Origin of the sequence: Psychrobacter sp. MF31 (assembly GCF_012847335.1) — a bacterium.
Taxonomy (GTDB): domain Bacteria; phylum Pseudomonadota; class Gammaproteobacteria; order Pseudomonadales; family Moraxellaceae; genus Psychrobacter.
Genome location: NZ_JABBDX010000008.1, coordinates 37,099 through 59,610, shown reverse-complemented (window position 1 = coordinate 59,610; position 22,512 = coordinate 37,099). Strand labels below are relative to the sequence as shown.

General features: G+C 47.2%; 17 protein-coding genes. 8 read left to right on the top strand and 9 right to left on the bottom strand.

Annotated features, from left to right (window positions below; translation table 11 throughout):
• Positions 1-5: 5 nt before the first annotated feature.
• A complete protein-coding gene (locus HF322_RS10385) occupies positions 6-1,778 on the bottom strand; it encodes an FMN-binding glutamate synthase family protein (RefSeq protein ID WP_169393385.1) in 1,773 nt (590 codons plus the stop codon).
• Between the two features lie 151 nt (positions 1,779-1,929).
• Complete coding sequence (locus tag HF322_RS10380; protein ID WP_169393384.1) at positions 1,930-2,754, bottom strand: IclR family transcriptional regulator; 825 nt, start codon at positions 2,752-2,754, stop codon at positions 1,930-1,932.
• A gap of 172 nt (positions 2,755-2,926) precedes the next feature.
• Between HF322_RS10380 and HF322_RS10375 the strand changes: the two genes are divergently transcribed.
• On the top strand, positions 2,927-4,111 hold the full coding sequence (locus tag HF322_RS10375; RefSeq protein WP_169393383.1) for an acyl-CoA dehydrogenase: 1,185 nt from the start codon (positions 2,927-2,929) through the stop codon (positions 4,109-4,111).
• A 15-nt stretch (positions 4,112-4,126) separates the two neighbouring features.
• A complete protein-coding gene (locus HF322_RS10370) occupies positions 4,127-5,368 on the top strand; it encodes a CaiB/BaiF CoA-transferase family protein (RefSeq protein WP_169393382.1) in 1,242 nt (413 codons plus the stop codon).
• Here the strand turns inward: HF322_RS10370 and HF322_RS10365 are convergent.
• Entirely contained in the window at positions 5,361-6,122 is a 762-nt protein-coding gene (locus HF322_RS10365) for an IclR family transcriptional regulator (RefSeq protein WP_169393381.1), read from the bottom strand. The two genes, HF322_RS10370 and HF322_RS10365, sit on opposite strands and share 8 nt — an antisense overlap.
• A gap of 248 nt (positions 6,123-6,370) precedes the next feature.
• On the opposite strand from HF322_RS10365, the gene HF322_RS10360 reads away from it, so the two are divergent.
• The 3 genes from HF322_RS10360 (at position 6,371) to HF322_RS10350 (ending at position 10,881) form a co-directional block, all read left to right on the top strand.
• A complete protein-coding gene (locus HF322_RS10360) occupies positions 6,371-7,837 on the top strand; it encodes an NAD-dependent succinate-semialdehyde dehydrogenase (RefSeq protein ID WP_169393380.1) in 1,467 nt (488 codons plus the stop codon).
• A 122-nt stretch (positions 7,838-7,959) separates the two neighbouring features.
• Positions 7,960-9,228, top strand: coding sequence for a 4-aminobutyrate--2-oxoglutarate transaminase (gabT, locus tag HF322_RS10355; protein ID WP_169393379.1), 1,269 nt, complete (start codon positions 7,960-7,962; stop codon positions 9,226-9,228).
• Between the two features lie 213 nt (positions 9,229-9,441).
• The gene (locus tag HF322_RS10350) at positions 9,442-10,881 is read left to right on the top strand and encodes an APC family permease (protein ID WP_169393378.1); all 1,440 of its coding nucleotides are present in this window, start codon (positions 9,442-9,444) and stop codon (positions 10,879-10,881) included.
• A 64-nt stretch (positions 10,882-10,945) separates the two neighbouring features.
• Here the strand turns inward: HF322_RS10350 and HF322_RS10345 are convergent, their stop codons facing one another.
• The 6 genes from HF322_RS10345 to HF322_RS10320 form a co-directional block, all read right to left on the bottom strand.
• Positions 10,946-12,136: a glycosyltransferase gene (locus HF322_RS10345; RefSeq protein ID WP_169393377.1), complete on the bottom strand. Its 1,191-nt coding sequence runs from the start codon at positions 12,134-12,136 to the stop codon at positions 10,946-10,948.
• A 78-nt stretch (positions 12,137-12,214) separates the two neighbouring features.
• The gene (locus HF322_RS10340; protein ID WP_169393376.1) at positions 12,215-13,021 is read right to left on the bottom strand and encodes a hypothetical protein; all 807 of its coding nucleotides are present in this window, start codon (positions 13,019-13,021) and stop codon (positions 12,215-12,217) included.
• A 213-nt stretch (positions 13,022-13,234) separates the two neighbouring features.
• Positions 13,235-13,711 (bottom strand): transcription elongation factor GreA, encoded by a 477-nt coding sequence (gene greA, locus HF322_RS10335; RefSeq protein ID WP_169393375.1) that lies wholly within the window; start codon positions 13,709-13,711, stop codon positions 13,235-13,237.
• 280 nt (positions 13,712-13,991) lie between these two features.
• Positions 13,992-17,243: a carbamoyl-phosphate synthase large subunit gene (carB, locus tag HF322_RS10330; RefSeq protein ID WP_169393374.1), complete on the bottom strand. Its 3,252-nt coding sequence runs from the start codon at positions 17,241-17,243 to the stop codon at positions 13,992-13,994.
• Positions 17,244-17,464: 221 nt separating this feature from the next.
• The gene (carA, locus tag HF322_RS10325) at positions 17,465-18,706 is read right to left on the bottom strand and encodes a glutamine-hydrolyzing carbamoyl-phosphate synthase small subunit (RefSeq protein ID WP_169393373.1); all 1,242 of its coding nucleotides are present in this window, start codon (positions 18,704-18,706) and stop codon (positions 17,465-17,467) included.
• Positions 18,707-19,043: 337 nt separating this feature from the next.
• Complete coding sequence (locus HF322_RS10320; RefSeq protein WP_169393372.1) at positions 19,044-19,595, bottom strand: phosphatase PAP2 family protein; 552 nt, start codon at positions 19,593-19,595, stop codon at positions 19,044-19,046.
• Between the two features lie 239 nt (positions 19,596-19,834).
• On the opposite strand from HF322_RS10320, the gene HF322_RS10315 reads away from it, so the two are divergent.
• The 3 genes from HF322_RS10315 (at position 19,835) to prfB (ending at position 22,439) form a co-directional block, all read left to right on the top strand.
• The gene (locus HF322_RS10315; RefSeq protein ID WP_169393371.1) at positions 19,835-20,374 is read left to right on the top strand and encodes a gamma carbonic anhydrase family protein; all 540 of its coding nucleotides are present in this window, start codon (positions 19,835-19,837) and stop codon (positions 20,372-20,374) included.
• Between the two features lie 178 nt (positions 20,375-20,552).
• Positions 20,553-21,275: an HAD family phosphatase gene (locus tag HF322_RS10310; RefSeq protein WP_169393370.1), complete on the top strand. Its 723-nt coding sequence runs from the start codon at positions 20,553-20,555 to the stop codon at positions 21,273-21,275.
• Between the two features lie 68 nt (positions 21,276-21,343).
• A protein-coding gene (prfB, locus tag HF322_RS10305; RefSeq protein WP_169393369.1) for a peptide chain release factor 2 occupies positions 21,344-22,439 on the top strand; the annotation gives its coding sequence in 2 pieces (ribosomal slippage) (positions 21,344-21,415 and positions 21,417-22,439; 1,095 coding nt in all).
• Positions 22,440-22,512: the final 73 nt, after the last annotated feature.

Genomic DNA, 22,512 nt, shown 5'->3' with positions numbered 1-22,512 from the left:
CCACATTAAAAGCGAGCGCCAAGTTGCAGCGGCTTTGATGATGACTCATTTGATGCGGCGCTGACCGTTTTGATCGGTTGCGCTTTGGTGTTTTTACCTTTGTCCCGCGAGTCCTTATTATACGCAATGAGTGCGTCGTGGTCGGGTAAAAAGCTGCTTGGGTCTGCCATCACCCACATTTGGTTAAACACATCCGAGCGGGCGCTTTGGTCAAGAAGCGCGCCTTCATCGGTAAAATAATAAAACTTTGACAATAGCTTAATTTGACCATCCTCAAGCCGCCTTGCGATATGGTAGGGCTGTAATTGGCTTGGGTGGATGAGCCCCACCGCGCCAACGATGCTGGCAAGCGACTTTAAAGTGTTTTTATGAAAGCTTGCCACGCGCTCCGCTTTACTTGGCACATCAAGGGCTTTTTGGCGGAACGGGTCTTGGGTGGCAACGCCCGTTGGACAAGTATTGGTATGGCACGATCGCGATTGAATACAGCCAACGGCAAACATAAAGCCGCGAGCGGAGTTGCACCAATCCGCGCCAAGCGCCAGCATCCGCGCAATATCAAATCCTGAAACGATTTTACCACTCACGCCAAGCTTGATTTTATCGCGGATTCCGGCGCCAACCAAAGTGTTATGAATGAGTAAAAAGCCATCAATAAGCGGCATGCCAACGCTGTCCATAAACTCAACCGGAGCGGCGCCCGTGCCACCTTCAGCGCCATCAACGACAATAAAATCAGGATAATTGTCCATTTCAATCATGGCTTTGACAATTGCCATAAATTGCCAAGGCTGACCGATGCAAAGCTTGAATCCCACCGGTTTGCCGCCGGATAATTCGCGAAGCTGCTGCCAAAACTCAACCATTTCATAAGGATTGTTAAATGCCGAATGCGAGGAGGGCGAAATACAATCTTGACCCATCGGAACGTGGCGCGTGGCCGCGATTTCTTCGGTGATTTTTTCGCTTGGCAGAACACCGCCTTTACCGGGTTTTGCGCCTTGTGACAGTTTGATTTCGATCATTTTAACTTGCGGATCAACCGCCTGTTGGGCAAAGCTTTCGGGATTGAAATGACCATTGTCATCACGGCAACCAAAATAACCGGTGCCAAGCTCCCAAATTAAATCACCACCGAACTTGCGATGATAGGGGCTGATAGCGCCTTCACCAGTATCATGGGTAAAATTGCCCATTTTCGCGCCTTGGTTGAGCGCCATAATGGCGTTTGCCGATAGGCTACCAAAGCTCATTGCTGAGATATTAAACACCGACATGTCATAAGGCTGAGTACAATGCTCGCCGCCAACCGTAATTCGAAAATCGCTGTCTTTAATCGGCTGATTGATGGCTGATTGTAAAAACCATTCTTTGCCGTGCTCATATAAGTTATCGAGCGTTCCAAAAGCGTTGGTGTCGCTGACATTTTTGGCGCGCTGATAAACAAGGGCGCGCTGCTGACGCGAAAACGGCACTTGTTCTTTGTCATTTTCAAGCAAGTATTGGCGAATTTCAGGACGAAAGTCTTCCAAAATATAGCGAATATGACCTGCTACCGGATAGTTGTATAAAATGGCGTGTTTGCGCTGAATTAAATCATAAATCCCAAGACCAACCCCAATGCCGCCAATAACAAACAGCCACCAATTGACCAAAATCACGCCCAATAAAAACAGCACGATGGCGGCGGCAAACACGCCATAGCGCAGCAAAAGCCCGATGATGTATGGAAAGTTTTGTTTATGCTTGGGGTTTAAATTGATTCTGGATTGGGGCATGGCTCACTCAAACTTTTAAACGAATAAATAAATGGCATTTAAAACGCTAAATAAAAAAGCGACTAAAAAGCCGCGATGTGCTTGTGATTATATCACAGTCAAATGCGAGCTTTGGTAACGGCTTGCAAGCAAGACTTGCTGGTAGCCGCGTTTATTTTAAACTGCCGCCGATACGCTGAGCTAACGCTTGTAGCTTTGGGACAATCCAATCTTGATAGTCCGCTGCCACCCATTTTGCTCGCGGCACGCTGGCGTTCAGCGAATAGGCAAATTGCCCCGTTGCCTCATCAAAAACCCCCACCGCGACGGCTAAAATGTCTGGCGAAAACTCCCCATCCGATAAAGTGTAGCCACGGCTTTTATACTCTTGGGCAGCGCTCATCAAGCTCAATTTTGCGGCATCAAACGCATCAGCATCCAGCTGATTTTGTAATGTTGCCAGTATGTCCGCTTGCTGAGGCAAACTGCTGACCGCAAAAAACGCTCGCCCAATGGCTGTGCTGGCAATCGGTACGGCTGATCCGACCTGCAAGCTAATAGACAGCCGCGCAGGGCTTCGGCAGCACGCCAAGTAGCGCATTTCGCCATCGATTTGTTTTGCCAAATTCACCGACACCTCGTGAGCTGCGGCAAATCTGCGCAATAAAGGCTCAGCAAACGCCACCATATCATGACGGCTTAACGCCTGAGCGCTCAAGCGCACGGCATTTGCGCCCAACTGATACACTCCTGTTAGCGATTGCCGTAAAAAGCCAAGGGTCGTTAAGGTATAAATCAGCCTTGTTACAGTAGCTTTTGGTAGCTCAGTCAGTTGGCACAGCGCTTGATGAGACAGCTCATCGTGATGCTCAAACGCCGCTAAAATCAATAAGCCACGACCAAGGGCGGTCACAAATTGCCGGTCATTTTGAGAGTGGCTTTGCTCTAATTCTTGATGCAGGCGCTCTAATAACGGTGCATTGTCAAACGTTGCCATTTTTTTTCAATCCTAAATTAAGGGTTTACAGCACAAATGATTTCTGATTTAATGATTTTAAATAGTGAAACTAAGTTTCGCATAGTGGAACAAAAAAGTCAAGATCGATTATTGGCAAGCTAGCTACGTTAACAATTAACATTAAGAATTAATCATCACTAAGGAGAGTGACATGGCGTTATCATCGCGCGCGCATTTTGATTGGGAAGATCCATTTTTGCTTCGTGAGCAGCTTACCGATGAGGAGCGTATGGTCACGGACAGTGCCCATCAGTTTTTTCAAAAAGAGCTGATGCCAGGCATTTTAGCTGCCAACCGCAACGAGACTTTTGATCCAAATATCATGCGGCAGATGGGCGAGATGGGACTGCTTGGCGTCACCATTGACGGCTATGGCTGCGCCGGATTATCAAACGTTGCTTATGGCATGATCGCTAAAGAAATCGAGACCGTTGATTCAGGATACCGCTCTGCTATGAGCGTTCAGTCAAGCCTTGTCATGCACCCTATCGATGCTTATGGTACCGAGGCGCAAAAAGAAAAGTATTTACCAAAGCTTGCCAGCGGCGAGTGGATTGGCTGCTTTGGACTGACGGAGCCAGATTCAGGGTCAGATCCTGCCTCAATGAAAACGCGGGCGCGCAAAGTTGCCGGTGGCTATGAGATCAGCGGCAGTAAGATGTGGATTACCAACAGCCCGATTGCTGATGTGTTTGTGATTTGGGCAAAAGATGATGCCGGCGACATTCGTGGTTTTATTTTGGACAAAGGCATGAAGGGTTTGTCCGCACCCAAGATTGAAGGTAAGTTTTCCCTTCGCGCTTCGGTGACCGGCGAGGTGGTGATGGACAACGTATTTGTCCCAGAAGACAACGCTTTTCCCGACATTCGCGGTCTCAAAGGTCCTTTTGGCTGCTTAAATAAAGCCCGCTACGGTATTGCTTGGGGCGCTATGGGATCGGCGTCCTTTTGCTGGCAAGCCTCAAGGCAATATACGCTAGATCGCAGTCAGTTCGGGCGACCGCTTGCCGCCACTCAGCTGATTCAGCTGAAACTTGCCAACATGCAAACTGAGATTGCTCTTGGGCTGCAAGCGGCGCTTCGGGTTGGTCGCTTGATGGATGAAGATAAAGCGGCACCTGAGATGATTTCATTAATCAAACGTAACAACTGCGGCAAGGCGCTTGAGATTGCAAGGATTGCCCGCGATATGCACGGCGGCAATGGCATCTCTGATGAGTATCATATCATCCGCCATGTGATGAACCTTGAGGCGGTCAATACCTATGAGGGCACGCATGACATTCATGCGCTGATTTTAGGTCGGGCGCAAACAGGAATTCAGGCGTTCTCATAAAATAAGGAGTGGGTCATGGACGACCAAATCACAGGTTTTGGTGAAAAAATACCAGCACCTTCTTCCGATAGTCCCAAAGCTGGCGCACTTTTAGGAATAAAGGTGCTTGATTTATCACGCGTGTTGGCAGGACCTTCTTGCACGCAGATTTTGGCTGATTTAGGCGCTGAGGTGATTAAAGTTGAGCGACCAACGCTTGGTGATGAAACGCGTCATTGGTCGCCGCCTGAATTTGCCGACGGCACGTCAGCGTATTACGCCACCATCAACCGAAATAAGCAGTCGCTAACGGTCGATATCACCACCAAAGCCGGTCAAGACATTATCAAAAAACTGGCAGCAAGCAGTGATGTGTTGGTTGAAAACTTCAAAGTTGGTGGTTTAAAACAGTACGGTTTAGATTACGACAGCCTCAAGCGCCTCAATCCACGACTGATTTATGCGTCATTGACCGGATTTGGACAATCAGGTCCTGACGCCAAAAAACCGGGTTATGACTATATCATTCAAGGGTTGTCAGGACTGATGAGCATCACCGGCGCAAAAGAGGGCGAACCGCACAAAGTTGGCGTGGCGGTGGTGGATTTGTTTGCAGGGCTACAGTTGACCATTGGCATTCAAGCTGCACTTTTATCACGGCAGCGCTCAGGTCAAGGTCAACAGGTTGATGTTGCGTTATTTGACAGCGCCCTTGCCATGCTTGCCAACGTTGGGATGAACCATTTAGCCACAAACGAGATCCCACCAAGGCTTGGCAATGAGCATCCCAACATCGTGCCTTATCAAGTGTTTGCAGCTAACAATAACCAACACTTCATTTTAGCTTGCGGTAATGACGCTCAGTTTGCCAAGCTTTGTGAGCTGATCGGCGCTGATTGGCATTTGGAGTCACGATTTAACACCAACCCCAACCGCGTGGCAAATCGCGAGGCACTAATCGCAAAATTAAATGACATTTTTAGCACGAAGTCGCGCGATTATTGGCTCAGCGCTTTTGAGACAATTGGCGTACCAAGCGGCGCGATTAACAACATCCGTGAAGCGCTGGCAATGCCGCAAACGAGAGCTCGCGATATGGTGATTGGCTTTGCAGACAGCCCCGTTAAAGTGTTGGGAAATCCCATTAAATTGTCTCAATCGACAGTACGTTATCAAAGCCCGCCGCCAAAGCTTGGAGAGCACTCCCAATGTATTTTGCAGTCCTTGGGCTATGATCAGGCGATGATTGAGCAGTTTAAAGCAGAGGGTATTATTTAGCCACAGCCCCAAGCTGCTGTTCAATTTGCTTAGCAAGGGCAATGAGCTGATAGCTGACAGCATCGTGATGAGCGTCATATTCAGCTTGCAAAAAACTGACCGCCATCCCGACCAAAGCTTGTCCTGAGGCGTTATTGATGTACGTTCCCAAACAGTACATGCCCTCACGAAGCTGACCGTCATCAAGCGAGATGCGGCTTTGCTGGATTTGGGTCAGCTCCGCTGCCAGCTCCGTAAAGCTTGCAACCCCATTTTTGGTGATCGGCTTTGGAAACTTATTTTGATACAAAGACTGGATGGTGCTCATGCTCATGGTGGACAAAATCGCCTTTCCAGTGGCAGAAAAGACGGCAGGGACGCGAACGCCGGCGCGAAACGTAAACCCAAGCGGTGCCGGTGCTTCGTGGCAGCTCAAAAACACCACCTCGCCCAAATCTAGCTTGGATAAGGTGACAGTATAGTTAAGTAATAAAGGGTATTGCAAAATGAGGTCTTTAAACAGCCGGATAACGATTTGCTGCTGCTCGTATTGCCCCGCCCAATACAACAGGTATGAGCCAAGATAAAAGCGGTGATCAGCATCTTTATCGATGACGTGCTTGGCAAGTAGGCTTTGCAAAATGTTGTGCGTTGATGATCGAGCAATCCCAAGCTGATTGGCAATCTGAGCCGCGCTTAGAGGCTTTGGACTTTCGGTGATTAAGTCGAGGATTTGAAAGGTTTTTTCAAGGGCAGGGACAGAAGTTGTGGTCATAATCAGCCTTTAAATTAAAAGTTAACGAGGAATAACAATAAAGTTTGGAATAAGGGTTGCAAAAATTAAATTTTAATTCTTATAATAATGTACTGTATATAGAACTTGTGTTCTTTATAGTGAACAAAATAGCGCAGTGCCGTTATAAAAATCGCTGACAATAAAACATTTTTACAAACAATCCTATCAGTACTTGTGCTTGGAATGGGAAATAATAAAAGCTTAATGTTCAAACACGGAGTGTTCAAATGACGCAAGCTCAACTCAAACTTAAAAATCCGGCGCTACTTAACTCGCAGTGCTTCATCAAAGACGGCTGGCATGACGCCAGTGACCAAGCAACGATCGAGGTTACCAATCCCTTTAGTCAAGAAGTTATCGGCACCATTCCAAGCTTAACGAAGCAAGATGTCATCGATGCTGTGGCGTTCTCAAGCCAAGCTCAGCCCGCTTGGGCTGCCAAAACGGCGCAAGAGCGCAGCGTACTTTTGAGCAAATGGGCGGACTTGATCGATCAAAACAAAGAGGACCTTGCCATCATCATGACTGCTGAGCAAGGTAAGCCGATTAAAGAGTCGCGCGGCGAGATTGGCTATGCCAATAGCTTTATCCGCTGGTTCAGCGAAGAGGGCAAGCGTGTTTATGGCGATACTATTCCGGCAACGCAGCCCAATTTGCGCTATATCGTTCTTAAGCAGGCAGTTGGCGTTTGCGCGGCGATTACCCCTTGGAACTTTCCTGCGGCAATGATTACCCGAAAAGCGGCTCCCGCTTTGGCAGCAGGCTGCACCATGATTATTAAACCTGCAACCGAAACACCATTTTCAGCGTTGGCGCTTGCGGTTTTGGCGCAAGAAGCAGGGATTCCCGCTGGCGTCATCCAAGTAGTGACCGGAAAATCCTCAGTCATCGGCGACGTTTTGACCAGTGATGAGCGGATTAAAAAGCTGTCGTTTACCGGATCAACCGAAGTGGGTCGTAAGTTGATGGCTCAGTGCGCGCCAACGGTTAAAAAGCTGTCTTTTGAGCTTGGTGGCAACGCGCCATTTATCGTTTTTGATGATGCAGATTTGGAAAAAGCAGCGGAAGGTTTGATTGCGTCAAAATACCGAAATGCGGGTCAAACCTGCGTTTGTGCCAACCGAATCTATGTTCAAGACAGCATCAAAGACAAGTTTTTAGACATTTTTGTCAAAAAAGTCAACGCCCTGACCGTTGGTGATGGTATGAGTGAACATGTGGATATTGGACCTTTAATCAATCCCGATGCGCTTGAAAAAGTACAAAGTTTATTGACCGATGCGCTTGATAAAGGGGCAACACTGGTCACCGGCGGCGATAAAAATTCGGCATCAACCTTGAGCTTTAACCCAACCGTCATTACCCATTTGACCGATGATATGGACATTGCTCACGAAGAAATTTTTGGTCCCATTGCGTCGATTTTTACTTTTAGCACCGAAGAAGACGCCATTAAGATGGCAAACGATACCATTTATGGGCTTGCCGCTTACTTTTATAGCGGCAGCTTTGCGCGCGCTTGGCGGGTCACCGAAGGGCTTGATTACGGCATGGTCGGTCACAATACGGGCATCGTTTCCACAGAAGTTGCACCCTTTGGTGGCGTTAAGCAGTCCGGATTTGGTCGAGAAGGCTCCAAATATGGCATTGAGGAGTATGTGGTGACCAAATATTGGAGTGCGGATATCAGTTAGGCTGAGATCAGCAAGTTAGTCAATTTAGCTTCAACATCAAAGCGTTATTTGAGCCGCCGTCACCGTGATGGTGGGGGCGGCTATTTTTTACCCGATCACTTATCAAAGAAAAGGACATTCTTATGAGCACCGCCACCAATCAATCACTACTTGAGCGCCGCCTTGCGGTTTTGCCAACTGGTCTTGGTATTGCCTTTCCTGTGTTTGCAGCTAAAGCTCAAAACTCCGAGATTTGGGACGTTGAGGGCAACCGTTATATTGACTTTGTTGGGGGCATTTCAGTATTAAACACCGGTCATAGCCATCCAAAAATTACGCAGCGCGTTCACGAGCAGCTCGATAAGTTTACCCATACCGCCGCGCAAATGGTTAATTATGAGTGCTATGTTGAGCTTGCTGAAAAACTATGTGCCAAAGCGCCCATTAGCGGAGCAACAAAAGCGCTATTTTTAACCACGGGCGCAGAAGCGGTCGAAAACTGCGTGAAAATTGCCCGAGCAAAAACTGGTCGCGCTGGTCTTATCTCGTTTGTTGGCGGCTGGCATGGCAGAACGGCGATGTGCATGAGCTTGACTGGTAAAGTGCTGCCTTATAAGAAAAACTTTGGTCCTATGCCGGCTCCCGTGTTTCACGCGCTGTTTCCTGCGCCAGAGTTGAACGTTTCTGAAGCGCAAGCACTGCATAGTCTTGAGATGATTTTTCAGGCAGATATTGACCCAAGTGAGGTGGCAGCAATCATTATTGAGCCTGTTCAAGGTGAAGGCGGATTTCATCAAGTGACCCCAAGCTTTGCCAAAGCGCTGCGCCAAATTTGCGATGATCATGGCATCGTGTTGATTTTTGATGAGGTTCAGTGCGGCTTTGCCCGAACCGGAACGCTGTTTGCCACTGAGCAATTGGGCGTTGAGCCTGATTTGATGACGTGTGCCAAAAGCTTGGCAGGTGGCTACCCAATTTCGGCGGTGATTGGACGTGCTGAGATCATGGATGCGCCGCAAACGGGCGGTCTTGGGGGAACCTATTCTGGAAATCCTTTAGCTTGTGTGGCAGCGCTGGCAGTAATGGAAGTGATCGAAGAGGAAAATTTACTCGATCGCAGCGTTAAAATTGGGGACACCATTGCTAATTTTTTAACAGGCTTGAATCTTAGCGGCATTGGTGATATTCGCCATAAAGGGGCAATGTTAGCGTTTGATTTGATTGATGATGATGGTAACCCTGACCCAAAAGCAACGATCAATCTTAAGCAGCAAGCCTTTGATCGCGGCTTATTGTTAGCATCTTGTGGCATGTTTGGCAATGCCATTCGCATTATGGTACCGCTGACGGTCGAAGATGAAGTACTGCAAGAAGGATTGGAGATTATTAAGGAGATTTTAACAGCGTCATGATTGCTAGTGCTGTCAATCAAGCTAACAAGTCAAACAACTTAACAAGGCCAATTTAAGGGCTTACGCCCTTATCGTGTCAAAAAACGGTGCCTTGAATGATTCAGGCGCCGTTTTTTAGTTTAAAAACAGGGAAAAAAAGCACGCAATTGCTTTTATATTTAGGTTGATATGAGTAGCTGCGACCACGGATGAAACACAGACAAGGAGCGCAAGATGTCTGAGCTAAAAAAGTCATTAGGGATGTTTGATATTATTGCCTTAGCGTTTGGTGCTATGGTGGGTTGGGGCTGGGTGGTGCTTGCCGGAGATTGGGTGATTGCTGCGGGCATTTGGGGCGCGGTACTGGCGTTTATTTTAGGCGGTCTTGCGGTGGTATTTATTGGGGTGGCTTATGCTGAGCTTGCCTCATCCATGCCTGTGACCGGCGGTGAGCACACGTACACCCACCGCGCTTTAGGAATTAATGTGTCGTTTATTTGCTCATGGAGCATTTTATTTGGCTATTTTTCGGTGGTGGCATTTGAGGCAGTAGCATTGCCGACGGTGGTTGAGTATTTTATCCCAAACTATAGCCAAGGTTATCTTTGGAGTATTGCAGGTTGGGATGTTTATGCCACTTGGGTTGCCGTTGGAATGCTTGGCTCAGTGATTGTAACTTGGCTGAATATTCGCGGGATGGAGGTGAGCGCTTGGTTCCAAAAAACGGCGGTTTTGGGCATTTTGTTTGTGGGGGTATTGCTGTTTATTGGAGCGGTATTATACAACCCTGAGGCAACAGGGACGGTACAAGCGCCGGCGTTTATTGGCGGTGTGAGCGGAATGATGGCAGTTATGGTCATGGTACCGTTTATGTTTGTGGGTTTTGATGTGATTCCACAAGCTGCTGAAGAAATTGATTTAACCCGCCCCAATATTGGTAAGTTTTTAATCATTTCGATCATTGTGGCTGTGCTTTGGTATGTGGGCGTGGCTTGGAGCGTTGGTCATACTTTGCCCTTAATTCAAGCGCAAAACTCAACGCTTGCCACAGCGGATGCGATGACGAATGCTTGGCAGGGAAAATGGGCAGGGATTTTGTTAGTTATTGGCGGTGTTCTTGGGATTTTGTCGAGCTGGAATGCATTTTTGATTGGCGGTAGCCGTCTGCTTTATGCCATGTCAAGAGCACACATGCTCCCTGCATTTTTAGGAAAACTGCATCCTAAATACCAAACGCCAGTCAATGCTATTTTACTGATCGGTGGGTTGGCAACGCTTGCCCCATTGTTTGGTCGCAAGATGTTAGTTTGGATTGTAGATGCAGGCGGCTTTGGTATTGTGATTGCTTATACTTGTGTTGCGATCTCTTTTGTCGTATTGCGATATCGCGAACCTGACATGGTGCGACCGTTTCGCGTTCCTGCCGGAAAAGCGGTGGGCATGCTGAGCATTATTTTGGGGTTTGGTTTACTGATCCTATATTTGCCAGGGATGCCATCGGCGCTATCAGCCATTGAATGGTGGATATTTTTAGGTTGGACTGTGCTGGGAGTTGCATTTTATGGCTATGCAACGGTGAAATATCCAGGAAAAAGTGAAGCGATCATGGCAGAAGAATTGCGTGAGCTTAAAATTGTTAACCAGTTGTGGCTCAAGGACAATACACCAAATTAGCATCATACTGCCGCTTTAAGGCGCTCAATAACTATTTATTGGGCGCTTTATTTTTTTAAGCGCTTTATTTTGGCGAATATCTTAAGCGCTTTTTTTTGGGATTTGCAGCGTATTTCGCGCGCTCTTCTTCTAAACTTTGCAAATGCAGCGTTTGATAAACGGCTAACGTTTCTGTAATCATCTCGCGCATGGTAAATTTGTTGGTCATATCAGGTCGAGTGACACTTTCAAGCTGATTTCTGACGGCGCGGCAAAGGGCTTTGGCATTGTATTTTTTGACCAAACCTTGAGGAAATAAAGGCTGCAAAATCTCGCTAAACGCTGCTTGGTCCCAACCGATGACCGGCGTTCCTAAATGAATGGCTTGCAAGGTATTGATGCCAATGGATTCAGGTTGATTGGCAAGCGCTAAGACAATATTTGCCGCCGACAGCCATTCACGCATGTCATCGCGGCGATTGCCCACATAAGTGATTTTTGGCGCAAGCCCAAGCGCGGTGCTGCGCTGCCGAAAATCCTCATGCGCCACATCGCCATCTTTATGATCTTCATCCATGATAATGGCGTGAAGGTTTGGAAATTGCTCCTGCAAATTGCCCAAAATATCAATCAGCCATTCTTGACCGTATTCATTGCCAATAATCGTTGGAAAAACAAGCCATTTTTTATGTTCAAGCTCCGGATATTCAGCAAAGGTTCGCCTGAGCCAATACACGGATGGGTTATGGCGATACGGATAAATGCGCGTGTCTACCCCGCGATAAATTCGCTTGATAACTCGCGGCGCTAAATGCTCGCGGCGCAAGCGTTTTTTTAAATAGCGGGTGACGCTGTCAGACACCGTGATAATGGTGTCCACATCAAGGAGCGCTTGCGAGTATTTGTTGATCGGATAAAAGCCATACATGGTCGACACAAGCTTAGGTCGCTTGGCAACGCTTGCATGTCGCAGCGCCAAATGCAATATCCAAGCAGGCGTTCGTGAATGAACGTGGATGACATCAGGCTGATAGCGCTCGATTAATCGCCGCAGCGGAACGATTTGTAAAAGCGAGCGCCACGACTTTTTATTCATAAACAGCTGGTGATAAATACTGCCTTCACGCTCCAAGCGCTTGACAAGCTCATCGTCATAATCGGCGCTTGCTACGATGATCGAGGTGTGACCGCCTTTGACCAGCGCCCGCCCCAAATGAAAAATCCCCCGTTCGGATTCATCATGTTTGAGTGAGGACAATAAGCGCATGACAATCATAAGAAAGCGACCAACCAAAAGCAATGCTCAATATTGTCAATGAAACCACGACAAAACTCAACCTTAAGCAAGCAAAACTTATTGAACTTGGGCGCGGATGACCACGGTTTGCGGCTCATTCACTGCCAAGTTGACCAAGTTCCATTTCAGCCCCGAGTAGTTGTCCGTGACGAGCGCACTTTGATTGATGACTTGATAACCGTCACCAAGGCGCGCGTAAGTAGGCAAGCTGCTTTGTAGTGAAATCAGCTTAACCGTGTTTGGAAGCGCCAATTGAGCATTTAAATCCGCCAGCGGTTTGGTGCTGGTATTAACATAACTGGTATGATATTCAATCACATCGCCTGAATTGATTTGATGGGCAGGAACGGCAAACTCACGACCACTGCTGTCTTTCAGCACTTTCATAATTTTGGTATTGGCAGTAACCATACCTTGAGTGCTAAAGATTGGGGTGATTTCAAGCGTTTTTAGGGCAACGTTTGTGACAGGCGCAGTCGATTGCGCCACGCTTATGACCGTATTATCGGCAGTGGTGGCAATAGGGGTAATGACTGTATTTGTGGGCGCAGTGATAACTGTAGTGGTTGTAGCTGCTACCGGAGCCACTGGCGTGACTGCCACGCCAACCGTTTGCGTTTTGGTCACGTAGCGCGGGGTTGTGCTAACTTGGGTCACATAAAAAGGTTTGCCATCTTGCATGGTAATTCCCGTGGGCGTTGCCGTAATGGTCGCCACTTTGCCATCGCTCGATTGCTCAACGATGGTCGCGCTGCTTGCGATTGGTGCGACCGTGACTTTGGTCGCTGCATGAACCGATAGTGGCAATACAACCACTGCAAAAGCACCAACCAAACTCAATTTTTTACTTGAAACATAACCCATGTTTGCCAACCTCGCGGCTAAAAATGCTCTGAAAAAGTAAAACCCTTATCACGGCAATCGCTCAGTGATAAGGGTCAATCTAACTTAAAAATAAACCAAATTATGCGCTAAACGGGGCATCAGCTTACAGCGCAATTGTGTAACTATAGTTTATTATGTCACTATAAGTTGTTTTGTCACTATAATTTTGCTAACGAAGCATGAGCTAAAAATTTACTCGTAAATGACTTTCATCACTTCGTATTCGACCACGCCACTTGGGGTTTGAATTCGCGCTTCATCGCCCTCAGACTTGCCAATCAAGCCGCGAGCAATCGGCGAGTTGACTGAGATTTTACCGGCTTTAAAATCCGCCTCATCGTCGCCAACGATTTTGTAGCGTTTTTCTTCTTCGGTATCCATATTCTCAATCACGACGGTTACGCCAAATACCACGCGACCTTCTTTGGGCAGGCTTGAGGGGTCAATGACTTGAGCGCCGCCAAGCTTGGCTTCAATATCGCGGATTCGGGCTTCACAAAAGCCTTGCTGCTCACGAGCGGCGTGATATTCAGCGTTTTCTTTTAAATCGCCATGTTCACGAGCTTCAGCAATCGCCGCGGTGATTCTTGGGCGGTCGATATTTTTGAGTTGTTTCAGTTCAGCTTCAAGCGTGGCATGACCTTGCGGTGTCATTGGATAGCGTTGCATAGTTTTTCCTTAAGCCAATACCATCACACCACCTCAAGCGAGATGGTGCGAAAGTTGGCATGTCAATATGAATGATAAATAGCAATAAACAAGTAAGCGATGGCAAAGTTTCTACCATCGCCAAAATAAAAAACAAGTCATAATAAAAAGCATAGTCGCAGCTCGGCGGCTATGCTTTCATCATTTTTGGATAAGATTTTGAGCGCTTGGCAAGCCATTAAAGTAGGCTATCAAGCTTTCTAACGCTTAATTTACTCAAATTAACGCGTGGCGTCAACTCTTAGGCAGTCATTGTCTCTTTATTTAAGTCTTGCAATTTGTAAACGTCAAACGGCAAATCAATGGCGTATGACTTACAAACCGCGTCGGCAGCGCCTAACGTGGTCACGTAAAACACTTTGCCTTGAAGCGCGCTTCGGCGAATTGAGAACGAATCTTCTTGCGCCTGTTTGCCTTCGGTGGTGTTGATGATTAAATCAATCTTACCGTTTTTGAGGGCATCAACGATATGTGGTCGACCTTCGGTAACTTTGTTGATTTGGGTGCAATCAATGCCATTTTCTGCCAATACTTTTTGCGTTCCGGTCGTGGCAACGATGTTAAAGCCAAAGTCAGATAAGGTTTTGGCAATCGGAACGATTTGCTCTTTGTCGCTGTCACGAACTGAGATAAAGACCGTTTTGGTTTCGCCCTCGGTTGGCAAGCCGGGCAAGCGCTCATTACTACCGATAATGGCTTTATAAAACGCCTCGCCAAAGGTTTTGCCAACGCCCATAACTTCGCCCGTTGATTTCATTTCAGGGCTTAAAATGGGGTCAACACCGGGGAACTTGGCAAAGGGGAATACCGCTTCTTTCACTGCGTAAAAATCAGGGGTAATCTCTTTGGTAAAGCCTTGGTCTTTAAGGCTGACTCCTGCCATGCAGCGTGCGGCAACTTGGGCTAAAGACGTTCCGATGCATTTTGAGACAAACGGAACGGTTCGCGCCGCTCGTGGGTTGACTTCCAAAATGTAAACGGTATCACCTTTCACCGCAAATTGAACGTTCATCAAACCCACAACGCCAAGCTCTTTTGCCATGGCGACCGTTTGCGCGCGCATCACATCGCAAAGCTCGTCCGATAGCGAGTACGGCGGCAGGGAACATGCCGAGTCGCCTGAGTGAACGCCAGCTTGCTCGATATGCTGCATGATCCCGCCGATAACCACATCGGTGCCATCACAAACGCAGTCTACATCCACTTCAATCGCGTCGTCCAAAAAGCGGTCAAGCAGTACCGGCGCTTCGTTTGACGCTTGAACAGCAGTTTTTAAGTAGTGCTTTAGCTCATTTTCGTTATAAACGATTTCCATCGCACGACCACCCAACACGTAAGACGGGCGAACGACAAGCGGGTAGCCGACTTCTTTGGCTTTCACCAAGCCATCTTCTAAACTGGTGGCTAATGCGTTTGAGGGCTGAGTTAAATTCAACTGGTGAATCATGTGCTGAAAACGCTCACGGTCTTCGGCGCGGTCGATGGCGTCAGGGCTGGTGCCGATGATTTTAACCCCAGCAGTCTCTAATGCGCGGGCAAGTTTTAGCGGCGTTTGACCGCCAAACTGAACGATAACGCCATCTGGGTTTTCGATGCGAACGATTTCAAGCACGTCCTCTAGCGTGATTGGCTCAAAATATAAGCGATCTGATGTGTCGTAATCGGTCGAGACGGTTTCAGGGTTACAATTGACCATGATGGTCTCATAGCCGTCATCGCGCATGGCGAGCGCCGCGTGAACGCAGCAGTAATCAAACTCAATGCCTTGACCGATTCGGTTAGGGCCGCCGCCAATGACCATGATTTTTTTCTTATCGGTTGGGTTGGCTTCGCACTCTTCATCGTAGGTGGAGTACATATAAGCGGTGCTGGTTTCAAATTCAGCGGCGCAAGTATCAACGCGTTTATAAACTGGATTGACGCCCAAATCCCAACGTTTTTTACGTAATTGTTTTTGCGATACGCCTAATAATTTAGCTAAGCGCAAATCGGACAAACCTTTGCGTTTAAATCGGCGCAAATTATCGGCAGTTAAGCCACCAAAGCCAAGCGCTTTGACCTCACTTTCGGTGTTGACGATGTCTTCGATTTGAACCAAAAACCAAGGGTCAATTTTGGTAAAGTTAAACACTTCCTCAACGCTCATGCCGGCGCGGAAGGCATCAGCAACGTAATAAATGCGCTCAGGGGTCGGCACGGTCAAGCGGTTGATAATTTCTTTTCGCGCTTTGTCAGGGGCAGTTTGGGTTAAGTCGATTTGTTCATCAAAGCCGTCCGCACCGGTTTCCATGCCGCGAAGGGCTTTTTGCATCGATTCTTGGAAGTTGCGACCAATTGCCATGACTTCCCCCACCGATTTCATTTGTGTCGATAAAATGTTGTCGGCTTGCGGGAATTTTTCAAAGTTAAAGCGCGGAATTTTGGTAACGACATAGTCAAGCGTAGGCTCAAAGCTTGCTGGCGTCTTACCGCCAGTGATGTCGTTTTGCAATTCATCTAAGGTGTAGCCGACCGCAAGTTTGGCAGCGATTTTGGCAATCGGGAAGCCGGTAGCTTTTGATGCCAAAGCTGACGAACGCGACACACGCGGGTTCATTTCAATCACAACCATTCGACCCGTTTTAGGGTTTAAGCCAAACTGAACGTTTGAACCGCCGGTTTCAACGCCGATTTCACGAAGTACCGCCAAAGACGCATTTCGCATGATTTGGTATTCTTTATCGGTCAGCGTTTGCGCGGGAGCAACGGTGATAGAGTCGCCGGTGTGAACGCCCATCGGGTCAAAGTTTTCAATGGCGCAAATGATGATACAGTTGTCGTTTTTATCGCGAACGACTTCCATTTCGTACTCTTTCCAACCGATTAAGGATTCATCAATAAGCAATTGATGGGTTGGCGATAAGTCAAAGCCGCGCTCGCAAATTTCGATAAATTCATCACGGTTATACGCAATGCCGCCGCCTGAGCCGCCCATGGTGAATGAGGGGCGAATGATACACGGAAAGCCTAATTTTTCTTGAGTGGCAAAGGCTTCTTCCATCGTTTCGGCGATTTCTGCGCGCGGGCACTCAAGACCGATGCGCTTCATGGCTTTGTCAAATAAATCGCGGTCTTCTGCCATTTCGATGGCTTCTTTGGTTGCGCCAATCAGCTCGCAGTTGTATTTGGTCAATACGCCGTGCTTGTCCAAATCAAGGGCACAGTTAAGCGCCGTTTGACCACCCATCGTTGGCAAAATGGCGTCGGGGCGCTCTTTGGCGATGATTTGCTCAACCGTTTGCCACGTGATCGGCTCAATATAAGTGGCGTCTGCCATAGCAGGGTCAGTCATGATGGTGGCAGGGTTTGAATTGACCAAAATGACGCGGTAACCTTCTTCGCGAAGCGCTTTACAGGCCTGCGCGCCTGAATAGTCAAACTCACACGCCTGACCGATGACGATAGGGCCTGCGCCAATGATTAAAATGCTTTTGATGTCCGTACGTTTTGGCATAAAGGGCTACCTTCGTTTTGATGTTAAATGATTTTGATACTAAGTTTCTTGATACTAAGTTTTTTGATATTAAGCTGTTGTTAAACTTTCTTTTTTGCAGTCGTGAGGATAAGCGCTTAGGAAAAACCAAGCGCTAATAAGGCTATTTTTAGTTAAGGTTGAAGCACTTTTTAATGAACAAGCAGTCAAATTTATAAAAAAGTGCGTTATCAATTATTTTATTAAGCGGTTGCTGACTTAGCCGCTTCCATCATCGTGATAAATTTATCAAAAAGTGGCGCGCAGTCATGAGGACCGGGGCTGGCTTCAGGGTGACCTTGAAAGCTAAATACCGGCTTGTTGGTCAATTCAATCCCTTGGTTGGTGCCATCAAACAGCGAGCGGTGCGTGGGTTTGACGTTTTCAGGCAAGGTGGCTTCATCGACGGCAAAGCCATGGTTTTGACTGGTAATCATCACCACGCCTGAGTCCAAATCCTGAACCGGATGGTTTGCGCCATGATGACCGGTTTTCATTTTGACCGTTTGCGCGCCGCTGGCAAGACCGATAAGTTGATGACCTAAGCAAATGCCAAAAGTTGGCACATCCGTTTCTTCGATGATATGGCGAACCGCATCAATCGCATAATCACAAGCAGCAGGGTCGCCAGGACCATTAGATAAGAAAATGCCGTCAGGATTCATGGCAAGCACGTCTTTAATGGGCGTTTGCGCAGGAACGACGGTCACGTGACAACCACGGTCAACGAGCATTCTTAAAATGTTGGTTTTGCTGCCAAAATCGTAAGCCACAACATTAAATTTGCTGTCGATATGGGTATCAAGCGCTTTAAAAAAGCCGCCGGTTTTGCTGTCTTGACTGTCTTTTGAATCACGGTTTTGCGGGCTGTCGGACAGCTCCCAAGTGCCTTTTGTCCATTCAAAGCCTTCAGGATGGCAGCATTCTTTTGCCAAATCCATGCCGCTAATTCCGGCAAATTCTTGAGCAAGCGCAATGGCTTTTTCTTCGTCATCGCGGGTGATGGTGTTACCGTTTGCCGCCGTCATAATACAACCGTGCTGAGCGCCTTTATCACGAAGGATTCGGGTCAGTTTTCGCGTGTCGATGTCCGCAATCGCAACCGTGTCATGATGCTTTAAATAGTCGCTTAACGACTCAGAATGGCGAAAGCTTGAGGTCACCATCGTGGCATCACGGATAATTAAGCCTTCCGCCCAAACTTTATGGTCGCAGCCGGATTCGCTGTCCTCGGAGTTGGTGCCGGTATTGCCGATGTGCGGGTAGGTGAGTGTGACGATTTGGCGAGCGTAGCTTGGGTCGGTCAGGATTTCTTGATATCCGGTCATCGCGGTATTGAACACCACTTCACCGACGCGGTGACCTTCGCTGCCAATGCTGACTCCGCGAAAAATTGTACCGTCTGCTAATGCTAAAATGGCTTGGGTTGTCGTCGATGAATTCAAAGGTTGCCTCCGCTATGATTGGTGAGCGCCTAAAGATATATGGAAAAATGATAAAAATATTGTCAATAAAATCAATATCGTATCAAAATTTGACCACAAAAAAGCGAGAAGACATTATTGATAACAACCACAAAAATCACTCAAAAGTGAAGACGTCAGTCGCATCATGTCCGCTCGCTTAGGCACAGATTTTGCGCATTATACTTGATTTTTTGGATTAGGGCTACCCTCTAAATTAAGGCACAATAATGAAAACCAAGTTTGTCATCGTCATATCAAATTACAAGTCAAAATCGACAATCAGCATCAACGCGCAAACGTTTAAAACGGACGGCTTTTAAAATGGATAGTATAGCGTCACCCCATAATAATCGGGCGCAAGATTAGCGCTTAGCATTGCCCCATCCTCATAGCGCTTGGTTAAAAGGGTGCTGCTTGCCACCCCAAGCGCCGCGCCTGCTAGCACATCGACCGTGTCATGTTCATCAGCAGCCACGCGGCTATACGCCACAAAGCCCGCGCCAAGATACGCCGGAATGCTATATTCAAGCCCATAGCGCTTATGGATAAAGCTTGCTCCTTGAAAGGCAAGCGAGGTATGCTGCGAAGGAAAAGAACGATTGTTCCGACCATTAGGGCGCTCTTTATCGACCGCCATTTTTAGCGCTTGCGTTGCCGCCGCATTTGCCGCAAACGCATAATAAAATTGCTGACGACCTTCCTTATCATCCATATAATAGGTGCTACCAAACGCTGCCGCCGGAATGGTCACCGCCAGCGCCGAGCCAATTTTTTCGACGGTATCGCCCGCGTTTGCGCTTTGCGATGTCAGTAAGGCGCTTGAGGATAAAATTATGCTCGACGATAAAATGACAGCAGGGTAGCGCATAAGGCAAAAATCCTTTGGGTAAATTGATACGGCAAAATCAAGTGCTAAAACTGAACTTAAGGAAAGGTTTTAAATTGTAAGCGCTTTAATGCTAAACTGACGCTTATTTATAAGAAAAGCTTTCAAGTAAAATCTTGGCTATTGTAGCGGCATTGCAGATAAAAGAAACGCGATTTGTTGAGATTTAATAATTTATTTTGCGGCTAAAATTTTAGTAGCAACGATAATTAAGGACAGTCATGCTTTATCAATATTTAGGAAAATCGCCACAATTTGCCGCGCCGTTTCAAGGTTTCGTCGCCGAGTCCGCGCAAGTGATTGGTGATGTTTATTTGGGACATAAAGTCAGTATTTGGTTTGGCGCGGTCATTCGCGGTGACAACGATCACATTCATATCGGCGATTTTAGCAATGTTCAAGAAAACAGCGTCATTCATACTGACCCAAACATTCAAGTGAATATTGGCAGCCACGTCACCATTGGTCATTTAGCCATGCTTCACGGCTGCACGATTGGCGATAACAGCTTAATTGGTATTGGCGCGGTGGTGCTTAATCACGCCAACATCGGTAAAAATTGCATCATTGGCGCCAAAGCGTTGGTAACTGAAGGCAAAGTGATTCCGGACAATTCACTGGTGATGGGAGCGCCTGCTAAAGTCGTCAAAACTTTGACCGATGAGCAAGTGGAGATGCTTAAACAATCGGCAATGGGTTACGCAAACCTTTGCCAAACTTATCGCAACGGACTTACGCCTGTTGATTTACCAAACGATTAATTTTTAAATTTTTATGACCTTTATATCGTCAACCCTTGATAAAAATATTGAGCGATGCTGGGATGAATGTTTGTAGCCTCTGTAAATGAAATGAACAGCAAGCAAAAAAATTTATACCAGCCGCACGTTTTAATTACAGGTTTCATTTTAGATTGGCGATAGTTTAACGAGAACAACAATGACAAATTTGACGGAAAATACGGCAAGTAACGCAAGCGACAATCAAGGCAATGTTTTAGCGTTGTTTGATCTTGACCATACCTTGCTTGACGTTGATAGCGATTATCTTTGGGGCGAATACGTCGTCACCCATAAATTGGTCGATGAAGACGAGTACCGCCGATTAAATCAGCTGTTTTATGACCAATATATTGCAGGAACGCTTGATGCGACTGAATATAATGAGTTTGTCGCCAAGTTTTTGACCACTTTACCGCTTGAGCGTTTGCATGAATTGCGTGAAGATTATATCCGCTACGAAATCGAGCCGCACATCCGACCAAAAGCGTTGACAGTATTAAAAGAGCATTTGGCGCTTGGTCACACCGTGGTGATAATTTCCGCGACCAATGATTTCGTGGTGTCCGCCATTGCCGAGCGCTTTGATGTGCCGCCCGAAAACGTCCTTGCCACACCGCTTGAAATCATTGATGATCGCTACACGGGGCGTTTAACCGACAAGCCCAATTTTCAAGAAGGCAAGTTATATCATTTGGAAAAATGGCTCAATAAAAAAGGTGCCGATGGTATAAAATTTGACACCACTTACGCTTATTCTGATTCCAAAAACGACATTCCGCTGCTCGATTGGGCAGATATTGCCGTTTGCGTCAGCCCCGATGACGCGCTTCATGCTCATGCGCTTGCTCACCGCTGGGCGGTGGAAGATTGGGCGATTTAACCATTAACCTTTAAGTTTTATAGTAATTTATCAAAATCAACGTTGTAACATGATAGGAATTATCCACGATGGAAATCAGCCCCTACCAAGACCAAATCAAAGACTTAAGCGCTCGCGGTCAAGACCTTCGGAGGTATCTTTGACTTTGATGGCAAGCAAGAGCGCTTAGAAGAAGTCAATTTAGAACTTGAAAACCCTGAGCTTTGGAACGACCCCGACCGCGCCACCCAAATCAGCAAAGAAAAAAGTCAGCTGGATAACATTTTGGGTGTGATGATAACGCTCGACTCACGACTTGATGACGCGACTGCCATGCTTGAATTGGCAGTGGAAATGGAAGACGAGGCGCTTCTCGAAGACGTTCAAAGCGAGCTTGATGCCGCTGAAACTCAGGTGGCTGAGCTTGAATTTCGCCGGATGTTTAGCGGTGAAATGGACGCCAACAACTGTTATTTGGATATTCAATCGGGAAGCGGCGGCACGGAAGCTCAAGATTGGGCGGAGATGCTGCTACGAATGTACACGCGCTGGGCGGAGTCGCACGGCTTTAAAGTTGAAGTGATTGAAGTTTCCGCAGGCGGTGTGGCAGGGATTAAGTCGGCAACGCTTGCCATTAAAGGCGACTATGCCTTTGGTTGGCTTAGAACCGAAATTGGCGTTCACCGTTTGGTTCGCAAATCACCCTTTGACAGCAATAACGGTCGCCATACTTCGTTTTCAGCCGTTTTTGTGTCGCCTGAAATTGATGATAACGTCGAGATTGACATCAATCCAGCAGATTTACGAATTGACACTTACCGTTCCTCGGGCGCGGGTGGTCAGCACGTTAACACCACTGATTCTGCCGTTCGAATCACTCACGAACCCACCGGAACGGTCGTGGCTTGCCAAAATGAGCGCAGCCAACACGCCAACAAAGATACCGCAATGAAAATGCTTCGTGCCAAGCTTTATGAGCTTGAAATGCAAAAGCGCATGGAAAAGCAGCAAGCGGTTGAAGACAACAAGTCCGACATCGGTTGGGGCAGCCAAATCCGCTCTTATGTGCTTGATGACTCGCGGATTAAGGACTTGCGAACTGGCGTTGAAACCTTTAATACAAGCGCGGTATTAGACGGCGACCTTGACCCATTTATCAAAGCCAGCTTAAAAGCAGGATTGTAAGAAAAAAGCTCATTTAAATGCTAAAAGTAGGCTGCGGTTTTAACCCAGCCTTAATTTGTTTACAGGTGTTGGG